This window comes from Pseudomonas sp. LBUM1655, from assembly GCF_059716085.1.
On record NZ_CP166801.1, the window covers coordinates 994381 to 1010367 of the forward strand.

Sequence of the window (15987 nt, forward strand, 5' to 3'; positions counted from 1 at the left end):
CGTGGCAAATGCAAAACGTTACGACAACTACATCAACGGTGAATGGGTCGCCGCTGCCGATTACTCGGCCAACATCAACCCTTCCGAGTTGAGCGACACCATTGGTGACTACGCCAAGGCTGACCTGACTCAGGTTAACGCCGCCATCGACGCCGCCCGCGCGGCGTTCCCGGCGTGGTCGACTTCGGGCATTCAGGCCCGTCACGATTCGCTGGATAAAGTCGGCACGGAAATCCTCGCCCGCCGCGAAGAACTCGGCACTTTGCTGGCTCGGGAAGAGGGCAAAACCCTGCCCGAAGCCATCGGCGAAGTGACCCGCGCCGGCAACATTTTCAAATTCTTCGCCGGTGAATGCCTGCGTCTGTCCGGCGACTACGTGCCGTCGGTGCGCCCGGGCGTCAACGTCGAAGTGACCCGCGAAGCACTCGGCGTGGTCGGCCTGATCACCCCGTGGAATTTCCCGATCGCCATTCCGTCGTGGAAGATCGCTCCGGCCCTGGCTTACGGCAACTGCGTAGTGCTCAAACCTGCCGATCTGGTCCCGGGCTGCGCCTGGGCGTTGGCCGAAATCATTTCTCGCGCAGGCTTCCCGGCCGGCGTGTTCAACCTGGTGATGGGCAGCGGTCGTGTCGTCGGTGAGGCGCTGGTCAACAGCCCGAAAATCGATGGCATCAGCTTCACCGGTTCGGTCGGCGTCGGTCGGCAGATCGCGGTCAACTGTGTGTCGCGTCAGGCCAAGGTTCAGTTGGAAATGGGCGGCAAGAACCCGCAGATCATTCTCGACGACGCCGACCTCAAGCAAGCGGTCGAACTGTCGGTGCAGAGCGCGTTCTACTCCACCGGTCAGCGTTGCACGGCGTCGAGCCGGTTGATCGTCACTGCCGGAATTCATGACAAGTTCGTTGAGGCCATGGCCGAACGCATGAAGTCGATCAAGGTCGGTCACGCGTTGAAATCCGGCACCGATATCGGTCCAGTGGTTTCGCAAGCGCAGCTTGAGCAGGACATGAAGTACATCGACATCGGTCAGTCCGAAGGTGCACGTCTGGTCAGCGGCGGTGGTCTGGTGACCTGCGACACCGAGGGCTACTTCCTCGCGCCGACCCTGTTTGCCGACAGCGAAGCCTCGATGCGGATCAGCCGCGAAGAGATTTTCGGCCCGGTGGCGAACATCGTCCGCGTCGCCGATTACGACGCCGCACTGGCCATGGCCAACGACACCGAATTCGGTTTGTCGGCGGGCATTGCCACCACGTCGCTGAAGTACGCCAACCACTTCAAGCGCCACTCCCAGGCCGGGATGGTGATGGTCAACCTGCCGACGGCGGGCGTGGATTATCACGTTCCATTCGGTGGGCGTAAGGGTTCATCCTATGGATCACGTGAGCAAGGCCGCTATGCGCAAGAGTTCTACACCGTGGTGAAAACCGCCTACATCGGCTCCTGATACACGCAATACCCCTGTAGGAGCTGCCGAAGGCTGCGATCTTTTGATCCTGATCTTAAAAACAAGATCAAAAGATCGCAGCCTGCGGCAGCTCCTACAGGGAGCAAGCGAATACACAACAGATTCACCCGCGCATAAAAATAATCAGTGGGAGTACATCTACATGCAATCGTCCAAGCCGACTCACGTCCGCTATTTGATCCTGCTCATGCTGTTTCTGGTGACCACGATCAACTACGCCGACCGCGCCACCATCGCGATCGCCGGTTCCAGCCTGCAAAAAGACCTCGGTATCGACGCGGTCACCCTCGGTTACATCTTCTCCGCATTCGGTTGGGCCTACGTGGCCGGGCAAATCCCCGGTGGCTGGTTGCTCGATCGCTTCGGCTCGAAAAAAGTCTATGCCCTGAGCATTTTCACCTGGTCGCTGTTCACCGTGCTGCAAGGCTTTGTCGGTGAATTCGGCATGTCCACGGCGATTGTTGCGCTGTTCATGCTGCGCTTCTTGGTCGGCCTGGCTGAAGCGCCGTCCTTCCCCGGCAACGCACGCATTGTCGCTGCCTGGTTTCCGACTGCTGAACGCGGTACCGCCTCGGCGATTTTCAACTCGGCGCAATACTTTGCCACCGTGTTGTTCGCCCCACTGATGGGCTGGATCGTTTACAGCTTTGGCTGGGAACACGTGTTCATCGTCATGGGTATTCTCGGGATCGTCTTCTCGCTGATCTGGCTGAAAGTGATCTACAGCCCGGGCGAACACCCGCGCATCAATGATGCCGAGTTCAAACACATCGCCGAAAACGGCGGCATGGTCGACATGGACCAGCGCGGCAAAAAATCCGACGGCCCGAAGTGGGATTACATTCGTCAGTTGCTGACCAATCGCATGATGCTCGGCGTATACCTGGGCCAATACTGCATCAACGGCATCACTTACTTCTTCCTGACCTGGTTCCCGGTTTATCTGGTGCAAGAGCGTGGCATGACCATTCTCAAGGCGGGTTTCATTGCGTCCTTGCCGGCGATCTGCGGTTTCATCGGTGGTGTGCTCGGCGGGGTGATTTCCGATTACCTGCTGCGTAAGGGCCATTCTCTGACCTTCGCCCGCAAGGCGCCGATCATCGCCGGCCTCCTGGTGTCCAGCAGCATCGTGGCTTGCAACTATGTCGATGTTGAGTGGATGGTGGTCGGCTTCATGGCCCTGGCATTCTTCGGCAAAGGCGTTGGCGCTCTCGGCTGGGCAGTGGTTTCCGACACCTCGCCGAAACAGATTGCCGGTCTGAGCGGTGGCCTGTTCAACACCTTCGGCAACATCGCTTCGATCACCACGCCGATCGTGATTGGCTACATCATTAGCTCCACCGGTTCGTTCAAGTGGGCGCTGGTGTTCGTCGGTGCCAACGCACTGGTCGCGGTGTTCAGCTATCTGGTGATCGTTGGCCCGATCAAGCGTGTCGTGTTGAAAGAGCCGCCAACCCAAGGTGGTACTGAAGCCACCGGCAAATTGTCTCAAGCGCATTCCTGAGGAGCGGCGTCATGCAGTTGATTGAACATTCCGACTCGCCGCGCTACATCCGCCTGCACGAGCGGGACAACGTCGTGGTTGTGGTCAATGACCAGGGCGTACCGGCCGGCACTGAATTCGCCGATGGCCTGGTGACGCTGGATTTTGTGCCGCAAAGCCACAAGGTCACTCTGGAGGACATTCCCGAGGGCGGCCAGGTGATTCGCTACGGCCAGATCATCGGTTATGCCTTGCAGCCGATCCGCCGTGGCAGTTGGGTCAAGGAAGATCAACTGCGCATGCCGACCGCGCCGCCGCTGGACAGCCTGCCGCTGTCGACCGAGGTGCCGGACGCTCAGGCACCACTGGAAGGCTTCACCTTCGAGGGGTATCGCAACGCCGACGGCACGGTCGGCACGCGCAACATCCTCGGCATCACCACCACCGTGCAATGCGTGACTGGCGTGCTCGATCACGCGGTGAAACGCATCAAGGAAGAACTGCTGCCGAAGTACCCGCACGTCGATGACGTAGTCGCATTGACCCACAGTTACGGCTGCGGCGTGGCGATCACGGCCACCGATGCCTACATCCCGATTCGCACGGTGCGCAATCTGGCACGCAACCCGAACCTGGGTGGCGAGGCGTTGGTGATCGGTCTGGGCTGCGAGAAATTGCAGGCCGGGCAGGTGATGCACGAGGACGATGCTTCGGTGGATCTCAGCGAGCCGTGGCTGTATCGCTTGCAGGATTCCAGTCACGGTTTTACCGAGATGATCGAGCAGATCATGCAACTGGCTGAAGTCCGCTTGAAGAAGCTCGACCAGCGTCGCCGCGAAACCGTGCCAGCGTCCGAGCTTATCCTCGGCATGCAGTGCGGCGGCAGCGACGCGTTCTCCGGCATCACCGCCAACCCGGCGCTGGGATACGCCTCGGACTTGCTGCTGCGCGCGGGGGCGACGGTGATGTTTTCCGAAGTCACCGAAGTGCGTGATGCGATTTATCTACTGACTTCTCGCGCCCAGACCAAGGCTGTCGCCGAGGAACTGGTGCGCGAGATGGACTGGTACGACCGTTATCTGGCCAAGGGCGAAGCGGATCGCAGCGCCAACACCACGCCGGGCAACAAGAAGGGCGGGTTGTCGAACATTGTCGAGAAGTCGCTGGGCTCGATCGTCAAATCCGGCAGCAGCGCGATCAACGGCGTGCTTGGCCCGGGCGAGCGCTTCAAGCAGAAGGGGCTGATTTTCTGTGCGACCCCGGCCAGTGATTTTGTCTGCGGCACGTTGCAGTTGGCGGCGGGGATGAACCTGCATGTGTTTACCACGGGGCGCGGCACGCCATATGGCTTGGCGATGGCGCCGGTGGTGAAGGTCTCGACGCGTACTGAGCTGGCGCAGCGTTGGCCTGACTTGATCGACATCGACGCCGGGCGGATTGCCACCGGGCGGGCGACGATCGAGGAGTTGGGCTGGGAGTTGTTCCACTACTACCTGGCCGTGGCGAGCGGCAAGCAGCAGACGTGGGCGGAGAAGCACAAACTGCATAACGACATTACGTTGTTCAATCCGGCGCCGATTACCTGAGTTTTGGGGGGAGGTCAAAAGCTTACCCTCACCCCAGCCCTCTCCCGGAGGGAGAGGGGGCCGATTCGGGAATATTTTAGAAGTACATCGACCTGAAAGTGCTTGGCTGAATCCATAATCGACTCGCACTTTCAGGTCGATGTATAGCGAAAGACACCTCGGTCAGTCCCCTCTCCCTCCGGGAGAGGGTTAGGGTGAGGGGCTCTTGAAGCTTTTGGCTTATCATTAGCCCCCTAACGACGCTCACCCAAGGCTCCCCGGCATGCTGGCAATCTTCCTCGAAACCCTGAACATCACCGCGCCGGTGTTTGCCATGCTGTTTCTCGGTGTGCTGCTCAAGCGCATCGACTGGATCAACGACAACTTCATCCACACGGCCTCGTCGCTGGTGTTCAACGTCACCATGCCGGCGTTGCTGTTCCTTGGCATCCTGCATGCCGACTTGCACGCCGCGTTGCAACCGGCACTGCTGATCTATTTCTCCATTGCCACGCTGGTGAGTTTTGCTGTGGCCTGGGGCTGGGCGATTTTGCGCTGTCCGCGTGAAGATCGCGGCATCTATACCCAAGGCGCGTTTCGCGGCAACAACGGTGTGATCGGCCTGGCACTGGCCGCGAGCATGTACGGCGACTATGGGATTTCCCTCGGGGCGATTCTCGCGGCGCTGGTGATCCTGTTTTACAACACGCTGTCGACCATCGTGCTGGCGGTGTACAGCCCGGTGATCAAGTCCGATCCGTGGAGCATCTGCAAAAGCGTGTTCAGCAATCCGCTGATCCTCAGCGTGATCGCGGCGGCGCCGTTTGCCTATTTCAAGATCGGTCTGCCGGGGTGGCTGGAAACCTCCGGCCAGTATCTGGCGCAGACCACTTTGCCGCTGGCGCTGATCTGCATCGGCGGCACCTTGTCGCTGGCGGCGCTGCGCAAGAGCGGCAACATGGCGCTCAGTTCCAGTCTGGTGAAGATGATCGGCCTGCCGGTGCTGGCGACGTTCGGCGCATGGCTATGCGGTTTTCGCGGGGCTGAGCTGGGTATTCTGTTTCTGTACTTCGGCAGCCCGACGGCGGCGGCCAGTTTTGTCATGGCCCGGGCGGCGCAGGGCAATCACGAGCTGGCGGCGGCGATCATTGTGCTGACCACTCTGATGGCGGCGATCACCACCAATCTCGGGATCTTTGTGTTGCAGTGGGGTGGGTGGATCTGACCGGCAAGATCAAAAGATCGCAGCCTGCGGCAGCTCCTACACAGGATTGCGTTCCCCTGTAGATACCGTCTTGCCCCTCATCGGGCAAGGGCAATTTTCGGGTCAAATGGCTGGCCCGATTTAAGAACGGCGTAGACAAAATGTAGGAGTTTGCGCATCGCTGCACAGATGATTTGCTTGGGGGCCTTGCCGTTGGCCTTCAAGCGGTCCTTCATGGCGATGATTGCCTTGTTGTGCTTCAGTGCAACCAACCCAGGCATGTATAGACCCGCCCGAACGCGAGCCGATCCGATTCTCGAAATCACTGTTCTGCCTTTGAACTTTCCCGAGTCCTGCAGCTTTGGGTTCAACCCGGCGGCAGCGACCAGCTTGCGAGGGTCGTCATATTTACGCAGGTCGCCCAACTCGGCCAGCAGCCGCTCAAGGGTTTTCTGGCCGATACCGTCGATGGTCACGATCAAGTCGCGCATTTGGCGCATGTCTGGATCATCGTCGATGTGTTTTTTGATTGCTTTGTGAGTTTCAACGATCTCTTTCTCGATGTGACGCAGCACAGAGTTGATCGAGTCTTTGACCTTTTCGTCGGACACATCCAGGCGATTGAGCTCCATTTGCTCCATTTCCTGAAGGTCATCCAAGCGACGTACCATCGCCTTTAGCTGACGATATTTCAGCGGCTCTGGAGCCCAAAGCTGAAGCTTTTCAGCCTTTTCCCGAGCAAAGTCAGCGATCAATTTGGCGTCGCTTTTGTCGGTTTTGATCCGGCGCAGCTCGCTGTCAGCGTAAGCGTGGGTCGTAGCCGGATTGACGACGCAGACCCGGTAACCCTTGTTGTAGACGAACTCGGCAAGTTCCAGGTGATAAACGCTGGTGGCTTCCATCACGATCAGAGCTGTAGGCTCGACCTGCTTGTTCAGCCAGGCGTCAAACTCTTTGAAACCTTTTGAGTCGTTAGCCAGTTTGGCCTTGGTTTTGTGCTTGCCGTTTGGCAGGTGAGTGGCAATATCAAAGGTATTTTTAGCGACATCGACGCCGACGAAATTGGACATGACCGTTTCTCCATTAATCCGTTTTCGATCATCACTGCACTCTGTCCAACCTTGCGAATGCGGGCTCTCGCCAGAGACGGGCCCAAGATACCGTTCGAACTATACGAGTGAGTGTGGAGGGCTGGAGCACGATCTACATCACAGGCAAAAAGCCTAAGGAGCTGCACGGCTTCCAAGTCCCTCCCTCGATGATCAGTCGAGAACTATCGCTCCTGACGGAGCGATAGTCGAGATACAAGGAGCTGCCGAAGGCTGCGATCTTTTAGCTCTTCTGATAGGTATCGATCACTTCCTGCGCCGCGCGAAACGCATCGATCGCCGCGGGCACACCGGCATACACCGCACAATGCAGCAGCGCCTCGCGAATCTCATCCACTGTGCAGCCATTGTTCAGCGCTCCGCGCACATGACCTTTCAGCTCTTGCGGACATTTCAAGGCAGTCAGCGCAGCAAGCGTGATCAAACTGCGGGTCTTCAACGGCAGGCCTTCGCGGTTCCACACGCCACCCCAGGCATGCTCATTGACGAAATCCTGCAGCGGCTGGGTGAATTCCGTGGCGTTGCCCAGCGCCCGATCAACAAACGCATCGCCCATTACCTGGCGGCGGACTTCAACCCCGGACTTCTTCGACTCGGTCATGGCATATCCTTTTTGTGGTGTTGGCGGCGCCAGGCGATGACTGACGTGATCAGCAAAAACGTCAGCAGCGTCGGCAAGACGTAAAACAACATCAGCCGCTCAAGCTTGCCGGCCAGCGGCATGCCGGTGGTGAACGACACCACATGCAGCCCGTACGCCAGATACAAACCAAGCAGCAGCAGACCTTCGGCGCGGGTCACGCGGTAGCCGGAATAGAACACCGGCAGACACAGCGCTGCGACACCGAGCATCACCGGCAAGTCGAAATCCAGCGCATTGGGCGACACCGACAGCGGTGTCGGCGCGATCAACGCGGTGATGCCGAGTACCCCGAGCAAGTTGAAAAGATTGGCACCGATCACGTTGCCTACCGCAATGTCCCGTTGCCCGCGCAATGCGGCGATCAGCGAGGTCGCGAGTTCCGGCAGCGAGGTGCCGACGGCCACCACGGTCAGGCCGATGACGCGCTCGGAAAATCCAAGATCGGTCGCCACCACAACGGCAGCGCCCAACAGCAGATGCCCGGCGAAGACCAACATCGCCAGACCGACAATGATCATCAGCGAACAACCGATCCAGGACGTCTGCGCTGCTTCGGGATGCTCCGAATGCGGTCGTGTCGAGTGCCGTGACTGGCGCAGCAGCAAACCAAGGTATAGCGCCAGTGCGCCCAGTAAGAGGATGCCGTCGATGCGACCGATTTCCTCATTCCACGCCAGAACGAACACCAGCAGGCAGGCACCGATCATCAGCGGAATATCGAGGCGCACCAGTTGCCGCGACACGCGCAGCGGAATGATCAGCGCCGACAAACCGAGGGTCACGAGGATGTTGAAGATGCTGCTGCCGACCACGCTACCGACGGCGATGTCGGGATTGTGCGCCAGTGCGGCTTGCAGACTCACCGCCATCTGCGGTGCGCTGCTGCCGAGGGCGACGATGGTCAGGCCGATGATCAGTGGCCGTACATTCAGTCGCGCGGCGAGGCGCACCGCTGCGCGCACCATCAGTTCGGCACCGAAGATCAGCAGGCATAGCCCGGCGAGCAATTCGATCACGCTGATCAGCGGTAAATCGGTCAGTCCGAAAATGGTCGGCGCTCCATCAGTCGAGGGCCTGAATGCGGACCCGCGCAGTACCGGCGCGCAGCATGCCGATCTGGTTTGCGGCCTCGCGGGACAGGTCGATCAGTCGGCCACGGGTATGGGGGCCGCGGTCGTTGATACGCACCACGACGGATTCGTCATTCTTCAGATTGGTGACCTTTACCCGGGTGCCGAACGGCAACTGGCGATGGGCGGCGGTCAGGCCATGCTGGTTGAACGCTTCGCCGCTGGCGGTGCGTTTACCGTGGTGTTTGGCTCCGTAATAGGAGGCGACGCCGGTCTGGTCGTAACCGTGCGGGTCGATGGTGTCGGTGCTGGCGCATCCGGCCAGTAAAGAGAGCAGGGCGCAGCTGACTAACAGACGCTTCATTCAAAGGTTTCCCGAAACAAATGTGGGAGCGACCTGTGGCGAGGGGATTTATCCCCGTTGGACTGCGCAGCAGTCCCAAAATCTGAGAACTCGGTTTATCTGGTGCAAATCAAGCTCAGCAATTGGGGCCGCTTCGCGGCCCAACGGGGATAAATCCCCTCGCCACAGGTTACTCCCACAAGGGGTGGAGCCAGGATGTGGATCTGGCTCCATTGTGGTCAGCCTTCGAGCTTGCTTTTCAGCAGTTCGTTCACTTGCTGCGGGTTGGCCTTGCCTTTGGAGGCTTTCATGGCCTGACCGACGAAGAAGCCGAACATCTTGCCGCGTTTGGCTTCGTCTGCCGCGCGGTATTGCTCGACCTGCTCGGCATTGGCCGCGAGCATTTCGTCCAGCACCGCCGAGATCGCGCCGCTATCGGTGACTTGCTTGAGACCGCGTTTTTCGATGATCTCGTCCGCGCTGCCTTCGCCGTTGGCCATCGCTTCGAACACAACCTTGGCGATCTTGCCGGAGATGGTGTTGTCCTTGATGCGCTGCAGCATGCCGCCCAGCAGTTCAGCGGAAACCGGCGACTCGTCGATGTCCAGGCCTTGCTTGTTGAGCAGGCTGCCCAACTCGACCATCACCCAGTTCGCCGCCAGTTTGGCGTCGCCGCCGATGGCTGCAACTTTCTCGAAGTAGTCGGCTTGTTCGCGGCTGGTGGCCAGCACGCTAGCGTCGTAGACCGACAGACCGAATTGCTCCTGGAAGCGCTCGCGTTTCTGCGGAGGCAGTTCCGGCAGGGTGGCGCGCACCTCGCCCAGGAACGACTCTTCGATGACCACGGGCAGCAGGTCCGGATCGGGGAAGTAACGGTAGTCGTTGGCTTCCTCTTTGGAGCGCATCGGACGGGTTTCGTCCTTGTTCGGATCGTACAGACGGGTCTGCTGGATCACTTTGCCGCCGTCTTCGATCAGCTCGATCTGACGCTGGATCTCGGAGTTGATCGCCTTCTCGATGAAACGGAACGAGTTGACGTTCTTGATCTCGCAGCGCGTGCCGAAGGCTTCCTGACCTTTCGGACGGATCGACACGTTGCAGTCACAACGCAGCGAACCTTCGGCCATGTTGCCGTCGCAGATGCCCAGGTAACGCACCAGCGCGTGGATCGCCTTGACGTAAGCCACGGCTTCCTTGGCGCTGCGCATGTCCGGCTCGGAGACGATTTCCAGCAGCGGCGTGCCGGCACGGTTCAGGTCGATGCCGGTAGCACCGTTGAATTCTTCGTGCAGGCTCTTGCCGGCATCTTCTTCCAGGTGCGCGCGGGTGATGCCGACACGTTTGACCGTGCCGTCTTCCAGCGCGATGTCCAGGTGGCCCTTGCCAACGATCGGCAATTCCATCTGGCTGATCTGGTAGCCCTTCGGCAGGTCCGGGTAGAAGTAGTTTTTACGGGCGAACACGTTGTGCTGACCGATCTCGGCGTCAATCGCCAGACCGAACATCACCGCCATGCGCACTGCTTCCTGGTTCAGCACCGGCAAAACGCCCGGCATGCCCAGATCGATCAGGCTGGCCTGCGTGTTCGGCTCGGAACCGAACGTGGTGGAACTACCGGAAAAGATTTTCGACCGGGTAGTGAGCTGAGTGTGAATCTCCAGCCCGATCACGACTTCCCATTGCATGTGTGTCTCCTCAGAAGCCGGTTGGGGTGCGGGTGTGCCAGTCAGTGTTCAACTGATACTGATGCGCAACGTTGAGCAAACGGCCTTCCTGGAAATACGGAGCGAGCAGTTGCACGCCAACCGGCAGACCGTCGACAAAACCGGCCGGCATCGACAGGCCCGGCAGGCCCGCGAGGTTGGCGGTGATGGTGTAGACGTCTTCCAGATAGGCAGCGACCGGGTCGCTGTTCTTGGCGCCGAGTTTCCAGGCCGGGTTCGGCGTGGTCGGGCCGAGGATGATGTCGACTTCATTAAAGGCAGCCATGAAGTCGTTCTTCACCAGACGACGGATTTTCTGCGCCTTCAGGTAGTAGGCGTCGTAGTAACCGGCGGACAGCGCATAGGCACCGACCATGATCCGGCGCTGTACTTCAGGCCCGAAGCCTTCGCCACGGGAGCGCTTGTACAGGTCGATCAGGTCTTTCGGCTGCTCGCAACGGTGGCCGAAACGCACGCCGTCGAAACGCGAGAGGTTCGAAGAAGCTTCGGCCGGGGCGATCACGTAGTACGCAGGAATCGCGTGCTGCATGTTCGGCAGGCTGATTTCCTTGATCACGGCACCGAGCTTCTGCAGCTCTTTGATGCTGTTCTGGATCAGCTCGGCAATGCGCGGGTCGAGACCGGCGCTGAAGTATTCCTTCGGCACACCGATGCGCAGGCCCTGCAGCGACGTGTTGAGGCTGGCGGAGTAATCCGGCACGGGCTCATCGATGCTGGTGGAGTCGTTCTGATCGAAGCCGGCCATACCTTGCAACAAAATTGCGCAGTCTTCGGCAGTGCGCGCCAACGGGCCGCCCTGATCGAGGCTGGAAGCGTAAGCGATCATGCCCCAGCGCGAAACGCGACCGTAGGTCGGTTTCAGGCCAGTGAGGTTGGTGAACGCGGCCGGCTGACGGATCGAACCACCGGTGTCGGTGGCAGTGGCCGCAGGCAACAGACGAGCGGCAACGGCCGCCGCCGAACCACCGGACGAACCGCCCGGCACGTGTTCCAGGTTCCACGGGTTTTTCACTGCGCCGTACCAGCTCGACTCGTTGGCCGAACCCATGGCGAATTCGTCCATGTTGGTCTTGCCCAGGGTCACGGCACCGGCTGCGGCCAGTTTCGCGACCACGGTGGCGTCATACGGGGCCTTGAAGTTGTCGAGCATCTTCGAGCCGCAACTGGTGCGGATGCCCTGGGTGCAGAACAGGTCTTTGTGGGCGATCGGCGCGCCAAGCAGCGCGCCGCTCTCACCGTTGGCCCGGCGTACGTCGGCGGCTTTCGCCTGCTCGATGGCCAGCTCTTCGGTGAGGCTGATGAAACTGTTGAGCTGCGGGTCGAGCTGGGTGATACGCGCCAGCAGGACTTTGGTCAGCTCTTCGGAGGAAAACTTTTTATCGGCGAGACCGCGGGCGATCTCGGCCAGAGTCATTTGATGCATTGCAGGCTCTTTCCCTTTAGTCGATGACTTTCGGAACCAGATACAGGCCGTTTTCGACCGCTGGTGCGATGGACTGATAGGCCTCGCGATGATTGGTCTCGGTCACGACGTCGGCGCGCAGGCGCTGACTGGCTTCCAGCGGGTGGGCCAGAGGCTCGATACCGTCGGTATTAACAGCCTGCATTTCGTCGACCAGCCCGAGAATGCTGTTGAGGGCGGAAGTAATGTGCGGAAGATCGGCATCATTGAGGCCAAGGCAGGCCAAATGAGCGATTTTTTCCACGTCGGAGCGTTCTAGCGCCATCGGGATTCTCCAGTGGAAAACAGAACGGACGGCGTCCGTGTGTTAGATTGTCGGAACACTACCGCACTTCTACGGTCATAAGGCCGCGATTGTGGGGCTTGGTGCACAGAAAAGCGGCCAATTTAACATATTGGCGCCTTGCCCAAAATCCCTGTCGTTGTTAGAGTTTGCCGCACTTTTTTACCCACGCGTTGCCTAGGGTCCCTTTCCCATGTTCAAGAAACTGCGTGGCATGTTTTCCAGCGATCTTTCCATTGACCTGGGCACTGCCAACACCCTTATTTACGTGCGCGAGCGCGGTATCGTCCTGAATGAGCCATCGGTTGTGGCCATTCGGACACACGGTAATCAGAAAAGTGTCGTTGCTGTCGGCACCGAGGCCAAGCGCATGCTCGGCCGTACGCCGGGCAACATTGCTGCCATTCGTCCGATGAAGGACGGCGTGATCGCCGACTTCAGCGTCTGCGAAAAGATGCTGCAATACTTCATCAACAAGGTTCACGAAAACAGCTTTCTGCAGCCTAGCCCTCGTGTGCTGATCTGTGTTCCATGCAAATCCACCCAGGTTGAGCGTCGTGCCATCCGTGAATCGGCTCTTGGTGCCGGTGCGCGTGAAGTGTTCCTGATCGAAGAGCCAATGGCTGCTGCGATCGGTGCCGGCCTGCCGGTAGAAGAGGCGCGCGGTTCGATGGTCGTCGATATCGGTGGTGGTACTACCGAAATCGCGCTGATCTCCCTGAACGGTGTGGTTTACGCCGAATCCGTCCGCGTTGGTGGCGACCGTTTCGATGAAGCGATCATCACTTATGTGCGCCGCAATTACGGTAGCCTGATCGGCGAATCCACCGCCGAGCGAATCAAGCAGGAAATCGGTACGGCCTACCCGGGCGGCGAAGTTCGCGAAGTCGACGTTCGCGGTCGCAACCTGGCCGAAGGCGTTCCACGCGCATTCACCCTGAACTCCAACGAAGTGCTGGAAGCTCTGCAAGAGTCCCTGGCCACCATCGTTCAGGCCGTGAAAAGCGCCCTGGAGCAGTCGCCGCCGGAATTGGCTTCCGACATCGCCGAGCGTGGCCTGGTGCTGACCGGTGGTGGCGCGCTGCTGCGTGACCTCGACAAGTTGCTGGCTCAGGAAACCGGTCTGCCGGTGATCGTTGCCGAAGATCCGCTGACTTGCGTTGCTCGCGGCGGTGGCCGTGCATTGGAAATGATGGATAAGCACACCATGGATCTGCTCTCGAGCGAATAAGTCGCCGAGTGCAATACGTGGGTGAGCGCGCAGGCAGCACTTTGCAGTGCTGCCTGTTGGCGTTTATCTTCTGTCAGTCTTCATCCAGGCCGGTTTGATGCCGTATGAATAAACAGAACATTTGCCTGGGAGGAGCGGCTTATTAAACCGCTTTTCGCCAAGGGCCCTTCACTGGGCGTCCGCCTGTTGGTGCTGGCCGTGTTGTCGGTTGCGCTGATGGTGGTCGATGCCCGCTTTGATCTGCTCAAGCCTGCGCGCAAACAAGCGTCGCTCGTGCTGATGGATGCCTACTGGATCACCGACCTGCCCGGACGGCTGTGGGACGGTATCGCCAGCCAGTTCGGCAGTCGCACCGAACTCATCGCCGAAAACGAAAAACTCAAGACCGAAAACCTGCTGTATCAGGGCCGCATGCAGAAGCTTGCCGCACTGACCGAGCAGAATGTTCGGCTGCGCGAGTTGCTCAACTCTTCAGCGCTGGTCAACGAAAAGGTTGAAGTAGCCGAGTTGATCGGCATGGACCCCAACCCCTTCACCCACCGCATCATCATCAACAAAGGTGAGCGCGACGGCGTGGTCCTCGGTCAGCCGGTGCTCGATGCACGCGGTCTGATGGGGCAGGTGGTCGAGTTGATGCCGTACACCTCCCGTGTATTGCTGCTGACCGACTCAACTCACAGCATTCCTGTGCAAGTGAACCGTAACGGTTTGCGGGCAATCGCCAGCGGTACCGGCAACCCGGAACGTCTGGAACTACGCCACGTCGCCGACACGGCGGATATCAAGGAAGGCGATTTGCTGGTCAGCTCTGGCCTCGGTCAGCGTTTTCCGGCGGGTTATCCGGTGGCGACGGTCAAGGAAGTGATCCACGATTCCGGTCAACCGTTCGCAATCGTTCGCGCCGTGCCGACTGCTGCGTTGAACCGTAGTCGCTACCTGCTGCTGGTGTTCAGTGACTCGCGCACCGCCGAGGAGCGCGCCAACGACGCCGCGCAGGCTCAGGAAGCTCTGGATGCCCATGGCGGCGGTCCGATGCAGCCGGTTAACGTTTCGCGACCGCTGGTCATGCCGGCGCCTGCCGCAACGCCAACCGCCGAACAGGCACCCGCCGCCACAGTGCCCGCCGCGACGCCGGTCAAGCCTGGCGCGAGCAAGCCGCCGGCGACTGCTCCGACGGCGACAAAGCCACCGGCTTCTGCGCCAGCAGCCAGCAAACCGCCCGCCAAACCGCCGGCGACGGCGCCAGTCACCACTGGGGGACGAGAATAATGGTCGGTGTAAAAGCCTCTCGAAATGGCTGGTTGGTCTGGCTGACGTTTGTTATCGGCTTGTTGCTCAGCGTCTCGCCGTTGCCGATCTTCATGGAAATACTGCGTCCGCTGTGGCTGGCGTTGCTGCTGACGTTCTGGGCGCTGTACATGCCGCAGACGGTCGGCATGGTCACGGCGTTCTGCCTGGGTCTGGCCGAAGACGTGCTGCAGGGTGATCTGTTCGGGCAGAACGCGCTCGTCCTCTCGCTGATCACTTTCCTGGTGCTGTCACTGCAACAACGCTTGCGAATGTTCCCGATGTGGCAACAGTGCCTGGTGATCCTGGTGATCTTCGGCCTCGCACAACTGGTGCAGTTGTGGCTCAGTGCATTGACCGGCAACCGTCAGCCGACTCTGGCGCTGGTCTTGCCGGCACTGGTCAGCGCCTTGCTCTGGCCCTGGATCAGTTTCGCCCTGCGTGGATTGCGCCGCCGCTACAAAATCAATTGATCCGGTGAAGCAGGGCACTGAACAGGGAGACGTTTTGATGAAGCCGCTTTACCTCGCCTCTGGATCGCCGCGTCGGCGTGAGTTGCTCACGCAGATCGGCGTTCCGTTCTCCGCCATCAGCGCGGATATCGATGAAACCCCGTTGCCCGAAGAATCGCCATCGGCCTATGTCGAGCGCCTTGCGCGCGGCAAGGCTGAGGCCGGCCGGCGCACGGTCGTGTCCGGCCAGGCATTCTGCGTGTTGGGTGCCGACACCGCGGTGGTGCTGGACGGCAAAATTCTTGGCAAACCGGTGGACGAAGCCGATGCATGCGCCATGCTGATGATGTTGTCCGGCAAGGAGCATGAAGTGCTGACGGCGATTGCCGTGCTCGAAGGTGAGCGCTGCGACTCGTGGGTGGTGCGCAGTCTGGTGCGGTTCCGGCCGATCAGCCGCGAAGAGGCCGCTGCCTACTGGGCCAGCGGCGAGCCCCGGGACAAGGCCGGTGGATACGGCATTCAGGGGCTCGGTGCGGTATTTGTCGCGGGGCTCAATGGCAGTTATTCGGCGGTGGTCGGGTTGCCTGTTTGCGAAACCGCAGAACTGTTGGGCCATTTCGGCATACCCTGTTGGCAAAACCTGAACGCGCAATAAGCGTCGTA

Annotated in this window: 15 protein-coding genes; 8 read left to right on the top strand and 7 right to left on the bottom strand. The window is 59.9% G+C overall.

The window, feature by feature from the left end; translation table 11 throughout:
• Position 1: 1 nt before the first annotated feature.
• The 4 genes from ACA074_RS04275 to ACA074_RS04290 all read left to right on the top strand — a co-directional run bounded on the left by ACA074_RS04275 (position 2) and on the right by ACA074_RS04290 (position 5741).
• Positions 2-1447 carry an aldehyde dehydrogenase family protein gene (locus ACA074_RS04275; RefSeq protein WP_497678502.1) on the top strand — a complete coding sequence of 482 codons (1446 nt, stop codon included), beginning with the start codon at positions 2-4 and terminating at the stop codon, positions 1445-1447.
• 163 nt (positions 1448-1610) lie between these two features.
• Positions 1611-2972, top strand: coding sequence for an MFS transporter (locus ACA074_RS04280; RefSeq protein ID WP_497678503.1), 1362 nt, complete (start codon positions 1611-1613; stop codon positions 2970-2972).
• Positions 2973-2983: 11 nt separating this feature from the next.
• Positions 2984-4537, top strand: a complete 1554-nt coding sequence (gene garD, locus ACA074_RS04285) for a galactarate dehydratase (protein ID WP_497678504.1) — start codon at positions 2984-2986, stop codon at positions 4535-4537.
• Positions 4538-4799: 262 nt separating this feature from the next.
• Positions 4800-5741 carry an AEC family transporter gene (locus ACA074_RS04290; RefSeq protein ID WP_489879237.1) on the top strand — a complete coding sequence of 314 codons (942 nt, stop codon included), beginning with the start codon at positions 4800-4802 and terminating at the stop codon, positions 5739-5741.
• A gap of 77 nt (positions 5742-5818) precedes the next feature.
• Here ACA074_RS04290 and ACA074_RS04295 read toward each other — a convergent pair whose 3' ends face one another.
• The 7 genes from ACA074_RS04295 to gatC all read right to left on the bottom strand — a co-directional run bounded on the left by ACA074_RS04295 (position 5819) and on the right by gatC (position 12336).
• Entirely contained in the window at positions 5819-6790 is a 972-nt protein-coding gene (locus ACA074_RS04295) for an IS110 family RNA-guided transposase (RefSeq protein ID WP_497657519.1), read from the bottom strand.
• A 262-nt stretch (positions 6791-7052) separates the two neighbouring features.
• Positions 7053-7430: a carboxymuconolactone decarboxylase family protein gene (locus ACA074_RS04300; RefSeq protein ID WP_187676762.1), complete on the bottom strand. Its 378-nt coding sequence runs from the start codon at positions 7428-7430 to the stop codon at positions 7053-7055.
• Positions 7427-8488 (bottom strand): calcium/sodium antiporter, encoded by a 1062-nt coding sequence (locus tag ACA074_RS04305; protein WP_489879235.1) that lies wholly within the window; start codon positions 8486-8488, stop codon positions 7427-7429. Before ACA074_RS04305 ends, ACA074_RS04300 begins: the two co-directional genes overlap by 4 nt.
• A 46-nt stretch (positions 8489-8534) precedes the next feature.
• Positions 8535-8906 (bottom strand): septal ring lytic transglycosylase RlpA family protein, encoded by a 372-nt coding sequence (locus ACA074_RS04310; RefSeq protein ID WP_187676764.1) that lies wholly within the window; start codon positions 8904-8906, stop codon positions 8535-8537.
• A 218-nt stretch (positions 8907-9124) separates the two neighbouring features.
• The gene (gene gatB, locus ACA074_RS04315) at positions 9125-10570 is read right to left on the bottom strand and encodes an Asp-tRNA(Asn)/Glu-tRNA(Gln) amidotransferase subunit GatB (protein WP_489879234.1); all 1446 of its coding nucleotides are present in this window, start codon (positions 10568-10570) and stop codon (positions 9125-9127) included.
• A gap of 10 nt (positions 10571-10580) precedes the next feature.
• Positions 10581-12032, bottom strand: a complete 1452-nt coding sequence (gene gatA, locus ACA074_RS04320; RefSeq protein ID WP_489879233.1) for an Asp-tRNA(Asn)/Glu-tRNA(Gln) amidotransferase subunit GatA — start codon at positions 12030-12032, stop codon at positions 10581-10583.
• A 16-nt stretch (positions 12033-12048) separates the two neighbouring features.
• The gene (gene gatC, locus ACA074_RS04325) at positions 12049-12336 is read right to left on the bottom strand and encodes an Asp-tRNA(Asn)/Glu-tRNA(Gln) amidotransferase subunit GatC (RefSeq protein ID WP_007901429.1); all 288 of its coding nucleotides are present in this window, start codon (positions 12334-12336) and stop codon (positions 12049-12051) included.
• A gap of 211 nt (positions 12337-12547) precedes the next feature.
• On the opposite strand from gatC, the gene mreB reads away from it, so the two are divergent.
• The 4 genes from mreB (at position 12548) to ACA074_RS04345 (ending at position 15979) form a co-directional block, all read left to right on the top strand.
• Positions 12548-13585, top strand: a complete 1038-nt coding sequence (mreB, locus tag ACA074_RS04330; RefSeq protein ID WP_002555108.1) for a rod shape-determining protein MreB — start codon at positions 12548-12550, stop codon at positions 13583-13585.
• A gap of 141 nt (positions 13586-13726) precedes the next feature.
• Positions 13727-14854, top strand: a complete 1128-nt coding sequence (gene mreC / locus ACA074_RS04335; protein WP_497618195.1) for a rod shape-determining protein MreC — start codon at positions 13727-13729, stop codon at positions 14852-14854.
• Entirely contained in the window at positions 14854-15345 is a 492-nt protein-coding gene (gene mreD / locus ACA074_RS04340) for a rod shape-determining protein MreD (RefSeq protein WP_497616443.1), read from the top strand. Before mreC ends, mreD begins: the two co-directional genes overlap by 1 nt.
• 37 nt (positions 15346-15382) lie before the next feature.
• Complete coding sequence (locus ACA074_RS04345) at positions 15383-15979, top strand: Maf family protein (RefSeq protein WP_497678505.1); 597 nt, start codon at positions 15383-15385, stop codon at positions 15977-15979.
• Positions 15980-15987: the final 8 nt, after the last annotated feature.

Coding starts and splice junctions, on each gene's coding strand:
- mreD (WP_497616443.1), top strand. CDS start 14,854: ATGGTCGGTGTAAAAGCCTCTCGAAATGGCTGGTTGGTCTGGCTGACG.
- ACA074_RS04345 (WP_497678505.1), top strand. CDS start 15,383: ATGAAGCCGCTTTACCTCGCCTCTGGATCGCCGCGTCGGCGTGAGTTG.
- mreB (WP_002555108.1), top strand. CDS start 12,548: ATGTTCAAGAAACTGCGTGGCATGTTTTCCAGCGATCTTTCCATTGAC.
- gatB (WP_489879234.1), bottom strand. CDS start 10,570: ATGCAATGGGAAGTCGTGATCGGGCTGGAGATTCACACTCAGCTCACT.
- gatC (WP_007901429.1), bottom strand. CDS start 12,336: ATGGCGCTAGAACGCTCCGACGTGGAAAAAATCGCTCATTTGGCCTGC.
- ACA074_RS04290 (WP_489879237.1), top strand. CDS start 4,800: ATGCTGGCAATCTTCCTCGAAACCCTGAACATCACCGCGCCGGTGTTT.
- ACA074_RS04310 (WP_187676764.1), bottom strand. CDS start 8,906: ATGAAGCGTCTGTTAGTCAGCTGCGCCCTGCTCTCTTTACTGGCCGGA.
- gatA (WP_489879233.1), bottom strand. CDS start 12,032: ATGCATCAAATGACTCTGGCCGAGATCGCCCGCGGTCTCGCCGATAAA.
- ACA074_RS04280 (WP_497678503.1), top strand. CDS start 1,611: ATGCAATCGTCCAAGCCGACTCACGTCCGCTATTTGATCCTGCTCATG.
- ACA074_RS04295 (WP_497657519.1), bottom strand. CDS start 6,790: ATGTCCAATTTCGTCGGCGTCGATGTCGCTAAAAATACCTTTGATATT.
- ACA074_RS04300 (WP_187676762.1), bottom strand. CDS start 7,430: ATGACCGAGTCGAAGAAGTCCGGGGTTGAAGTCCGCCGCCAGGTAATG.
- garD (WP_497678504.1), top strand. CDS start 2,984: ATGCAGTTGATTGAACATTCCGACTCGCCGCGCTACATCCGCCTGCAC.